This is a genomic window from Candidatus Symbiopectobacterium sp. NZEC135 (assembly GCF_025962695.1).
Map to the genome: position 1 here is coordinate 1 of NZ_JAGFPF010000119.1, position 4,755 is coordinate 4,755.

Genomic DNA, 4,755 nt, shown 5'->3' on the forward strand with positions numbered 1-4,755 from the left:
GGTGCAAAGATCAGCAAGAAAGCCGGGATGTTTGTTATTTCGTTAAAGGGGTTCCGCATCCCCCCCAACGATTAATCCACCTGCCGAGATAAAATAGTACCTCGATGTCGTCGTTCCCTCTTCGGTGATGCCACGTGAGAGCGTCGCCGCAAAAACTATTTCCGTTAGGAATAGCGCTCTCAATATCATCATTTACTTTTATTGCATTGATTGATATTAAACCGCCGTTTAATCACCTCATGTCACGTTATTGTTGCACGCCGCTTTTTATTGGGTTGCCGTTATCCCTCTATCCCGATGTTGTCAGCAATAGGACGAAGCCATGAAATATACTTTTTTTCGACTGCTCCCAGTCATTTTTCTTGCTGCCTGTACCACAACAAAACAGCCCGAGACGGTAGCAACACACACATTTTCACCGATGAGCGTCTCGGTAGATGAGCCAGAGATTGATAACTGTGCGGTGGGGTGTCCTACAGGGGGAAGTCAGCAAACGCTGATACGTGAAGCTTACACATTAAACAACAATCGCGACACCCGATTTGCCAATTGGGTAGCTTATAAAGTCACACATTCCAGTATTGCCAGCGGCGGAACCAGAAACTGGCGACGCGATCCCGTGCTACCAGAATCGGATACTCTCGCTCCAGCGGCTTACACCGGCGCGAATGCCGCCCTGTCCATCGATCGCGGACATCAGGCACCGCTGGCCGGACTGGCGGGCTCATCCGATTGGCAATCGCTAAATTATCTGTCGAATATTACGCCACAGATGTCAGCCTTAAACCAAGGCCCGTGGGCCCGTTTAGAATTGCAAGAGCGCTTGCTGGCCAATCGCCCGGACTCGCCCCCCGTTTACGTGGTGACCGGTCCCTTATTTACGCGCAAGATAGCAACGCTGCCAGCCGCCCCTGACGTCGAGATACCGAGCGGTTATTGGAAGGTTATCTTCACCGGCAACAGCCCTGAATCCGGCGAGTTTGCCGCGTTTATCATGGATCAGAACACGCCACGAGCCGCCAATATCTGCCACTTTCAGGTCACCATTAAAGAGATAGAGGCGAAAACCACACCGAATTTAAATATCTGGCCCTATTTGCCTGAGGACGTAGCGGCCAAGCTCAAATCACGCAAAGGAACGTTAGCGAAAGCCATGGGATGTTTATAAGCACGGCAATGTTTAAGCCATGGCTACGGCAGGTAGCCATTAAAAATAACGCAGCACGGCGTGCTAGTAATAGTTAATCGTAAACACCACTTTGCCATCTGCTTTTCCCGCAGTCGCAACGGCATCCGTTTGGATATAGCGCGCGGATAACGGAACCCGGATCGTCGGGCTGCCCTCTTTTGGTAAGGCCATAGCGTGCTCTGAGGAGAAATTAAACGGTGTTGGCGTTTGGCTATTCAAGCCCCACCCAATCTGGATCCCGACGCCTGACGCCGCGCCGGGCACCGACGCGTCAATGGCCATGATGCCGTTGACAGCATCTTTCACTGCCGTGGTGGGTGTCAATCGCACACCGGTGCTGTTATTGATCGATGGCGTCGCCACCGCACTCCCGGTATTGAAATCCATCAGTGTCGTGGTGTTCGTTTGATTATAAAATCCATGAAACATCGGGCAATTTTGCAGCGAAATAGACGCATCAATCCACGGCGTAGTGGAATGGGGTCCCCTGAAATGTTCCCGTATATCATAAGTACCCATCGCCACATTGACGTCCGGCGTGGTGCAGGTTTGCGCTGTTACCGTCAGATTTCCGGTAAAGGTGACGCGATTTAATTGGAGCGGCAAGCCTTGGATTTGCTCGCCAGAACGCGAATTCACCATATTATCGCTTGCCGTAGGGAAACTGGATGCCGAGATAGCATAGCTCCCAGGCGTCAGCGGACCGATTTTAATCAGCGAGATATAACGTGTCGCGGCGCCCAGCGTCACTCCACCATAGGGTTCGTTACCGAAAATAACGTCTTCGTTACGATAGCCAAATACGCCGAGCGTTGCGGCAGCACTTTCGTTATGACGTGATATCGCGACCCCAATCCCTGGGATATTGGTTTGATAGACGGCGCCGGCAAACGGGCCGGTATTCAACCCGCTCAGCGGCAGTGGCGCTTGCTCAATGCCTACCGCCCAGTAAGGGGAAACCGCCGCCAGGCGATCGGCATTCAATATCCACCGTGGGTGCATTCATCCAACGCCCCTGATAAATAATGGTGCCTATCGGTATATCCGCACCGGCCGATATGATCGGCGGGCTTAACGGCACGCTGAGCGAGGACGCGCTGAAGCCCGCCTGATAGCCACAAGATATTGCGGCCCAACTGTGGCTACTGACCATGGCTAACAGCATCGTGCCGAGCAGCGTTAAAAGAGGAATGTTCAAATACTTCATACTGTTTCTCCAGCGTTCGGCATCGGCCGCAAAGGGCAGGCAGTGAATAACTGCCCTCACCTGTTGTGGGCACGCGAGTTTTTTTTAGGCAATGTCGCTTCTGTCTATGCAGAAGCCACCGCAGAGGTGCACACGGAATTGAATTGCTGAATCTGGCGTTGTTCTTTCCCTTTCGCCATTGGCATCAGCAAGTAGCCGACCGTACACGACATATCCGGGTCCTCTCCCCATTGCACCCGCAGTTGTCCCTTATCTTGTGACACACGTGCATACAGTTGTCCGCCCTGCCCGACGGCACCCACGCTGTTGCCTTGGCTGTCAAAGATATCGGCACCGAAAGGCACGGGTTCTCCCTGGTAGGTGGCATTCACCAGAATCGGTGTACCGCTCTTGGCGTTGTATTTCACCTTCACCACCGCACCGGAATGCGGAGCCACTTTCATGCTGGTATTATCCAGCTCCAGATTCGCTGACGCGCCTTTGGGATCGAGGTTGATCTCGTTCATCTGGTACGGGCTTAAATACGGCACCACGGCATAACCGCGAGAGTCAATACTCACCCCCGGATACGATGACACGCTGGCGCCTTGTGCGCCTTTGGCCTCTACCAACGCAAAGGTCTCTGACGAGTACGGCGTGAAGCTCACGCCACCCGCATGGCCGATAACCGTACCGTTCATCCCGGCAGACGCACTGTGATAGCCCTTACCGGTGCTGTAGGCTCCACTCAACGCTGTCGCCGCGTTACGGTAGCTGCCACTCAACGAACCACTGGATCCCATATTCTGGTTGGCGTGCGTTACCGCATAGCTGAGCGGGTTATCTGCCCCTACGGCGCCAGACACACTGGCCTGCTGACCATAGCGACCGCTGCTGTCGTGAGACAGATCCATACGCAAATAGGGCGTATGGGAAGCATCGTTGCGGCCCAGTGGCATGCTGAAGCTCAACAGATAGTTCGTCTGTGCCGTACCCAGACTGGAGAAGCTGCGATTGACGCTAAAGCCGTAAGAAAGATTCTTATAACGGTTGTTATAGCCCATCTGGTACTGCTTTTCGCTGCCCGCCTTATTCCAGTAGTTCTGCAACGATCCGCTGAAATACAGTTGTCCGCCATTCTCTGGCAGCCCCTGTCCGGCAGTGACCGTGACGCGGTTTTTCGCTCTGGAAATCGCCCCCGGTGAATATCCCTCAGCCAGCGCGTTGCGTGTACGCATCGCGGTCATAAAATCCATGTAACCCGCTGTCGAAAACCGGTATGCGGCCAACGACAGGTTGCTGTTAGTTTCACTAATTAGTTTACTGTAGCTTACGCGATAGCTTTGCCCATTAGAGCGGCTCCCCGCCGGGTGTCGACTTTCCGCGTTAGCCGGATTATCCAACTGTGTACGCGCCTGGGTCGCATCAAACGCCAGCGCACCGATCGACGTGCCTAGTGCCGCGCCCAACTGCAAGGCGGCGTAATTTTCACTGGCCTGAACACCGCCATACCCGGTAATCGCGTTGGTCAAACCGCGTTGATACGTCGCCTGATAGAGTGATGGCTTATCGCGCAGATTATCACTGCGCACTTCTCCGCCGGTGATCGCATAGCGTGATGAGCCTGGACGCAACAGTTGAGCCACCGACGCATAAGGCACACTGAAATGTTGCTCGGTGCCATCAGACTCACGCACCGTGACATTCAGATCGCCACCGTAGCCGGTTGGATAGAGGTCGTTGATCAGGAACTCTCCGGGGCTAACCGTGGTTTCATACAAAATCTGCCCCCCTTGCCGCACCGTGACTCGCGCATTGGTGCGAGCAATACCACGAATCTCAGGCGCGTAGCCGCGCAAGGACTCAGGTAACATCCGCTCATCGGTCATCAGTTGCGCGCCGGTGAAAGGCAGCGTATCGAACAGTTGCCCAACCGTGTTCGATTGCCCCACCAGCATCCGCGCTTTCAGCGTCGGAATGTCGCGTTGAAGGTAAGTGTTGATGCTGCTGTATTTACTGGGCGCGTTATCCATGCGGGCATAAGCGCCGTTGTGCCGTAAATACCAGGATCCCACGTTGAGCCCGGCATTCAACCCGGCAAATAACGAATTAAACGTTTTACCCTGGGATTCACTGGTGTAGCCATTGACGTTATAGCCCATCATTAGCGCAGAAATACCGTCATCCCATAATGCCGGGCTCACCGTGCCGCGTGCAGTGTTCTGCATGTATATCTGCGGAATAACGATATCCAGTCGTTGCTCGTTACTGTCAAAATTAATTTGCGCTTCGGTAAGTTTTTGCTGCAAATCGACACATTGCTCGCCCGCATTCTGTGACCCAAAAAAATCCGCGGGCAACGTAGCGTAATTAAACGCAA

4 protein-coding genes are annotated in these 4,755 nt (G+C 53.7%); 1 reads left to right on the top strand and 3 read right to left on the bottom strand.

What is annotated here, in order from left to right; all coding sequences use genetic code 11:
• Positions 1 to 322 precede the first annotated feature (322 nt).
• Positions 323 to 1,168 (top strand): DNA/RNA non-specific endonuclease, encoded by an 846-nt coding sequence (locus J5224_RS23325; RefSeq protein ID WP_264627625.1) that lies wholly within the window; start codon positions 323 to 325, stop codon positions 1,166 to 1,168.
• 63 nt (positions 1,169 to 1,231) lie between these two features.
• Here J5224_RS23325 and J5224_RS23330 read toward each other — a convergent pair whose 3' ends face one another.
• From J5224_RS23330 to J5224_RS23340, 3 genes are all read right to left on the bottom strand, one after another.
• Positions 1,232 to 2,191 (bottom strand): fimbrial protein, encoded by a 960-nt coding sequence (locus J5224_RS23330; RefSeq protein ID WP_264627626.1) that lies wholly within the window; start codon positions 2,189 to 2,191, stop codon positions 1,232 to 1,234.
• The gene (locus J5224_RS23335) at positions 2,121 to 2,396 is read right to left on the bottom strand and encodes a hypothetical protein (protein ID WP_264627627.1); all 276 of its coding nucleotides are present in this window, start codon (positions 2,394 to 2,396) and stop codon (positions 2,121 to 2,123) included. The genes J5224_RS23330 and J5224_RS23335 overlap by 71 nt, the downstream gene beginning before the upstream one ends.
• Before the next feature lie 104 nt (positions 2,397 to 2,500).
• Positions 2,501 to 4,755: fimbria/pilus outer membrane usher protein (locus tag J5224_RS23340; protein WP_264627628.1), on the bottom strand; the 2,255-nt coding region annotated here is incomplete at its 5' end.

Coding starts and splice junctions, on each gene's coding strand:
- J5224_RS23325 (WP_264627625.1), top strand. CDS start 323: ATGAAATATACTTTTTTTCGACTGCTCCCAGTCATTTTTCTTGCTGCC.
- J5224_RS23330 (WP_264627626.1), bottom strand. CDS start 2,191: ATGCACCCACGGTGGATATTGAATGCCGATCGCCTGGCGGCGGTTTCC.
- J5224_RS23335 (WP_264627627.1), bottom strand. CDS start 2,396: ATGAAGTATTTGAACATTCCTCTTTTAACGCTGCTCGGCACGATGCTG.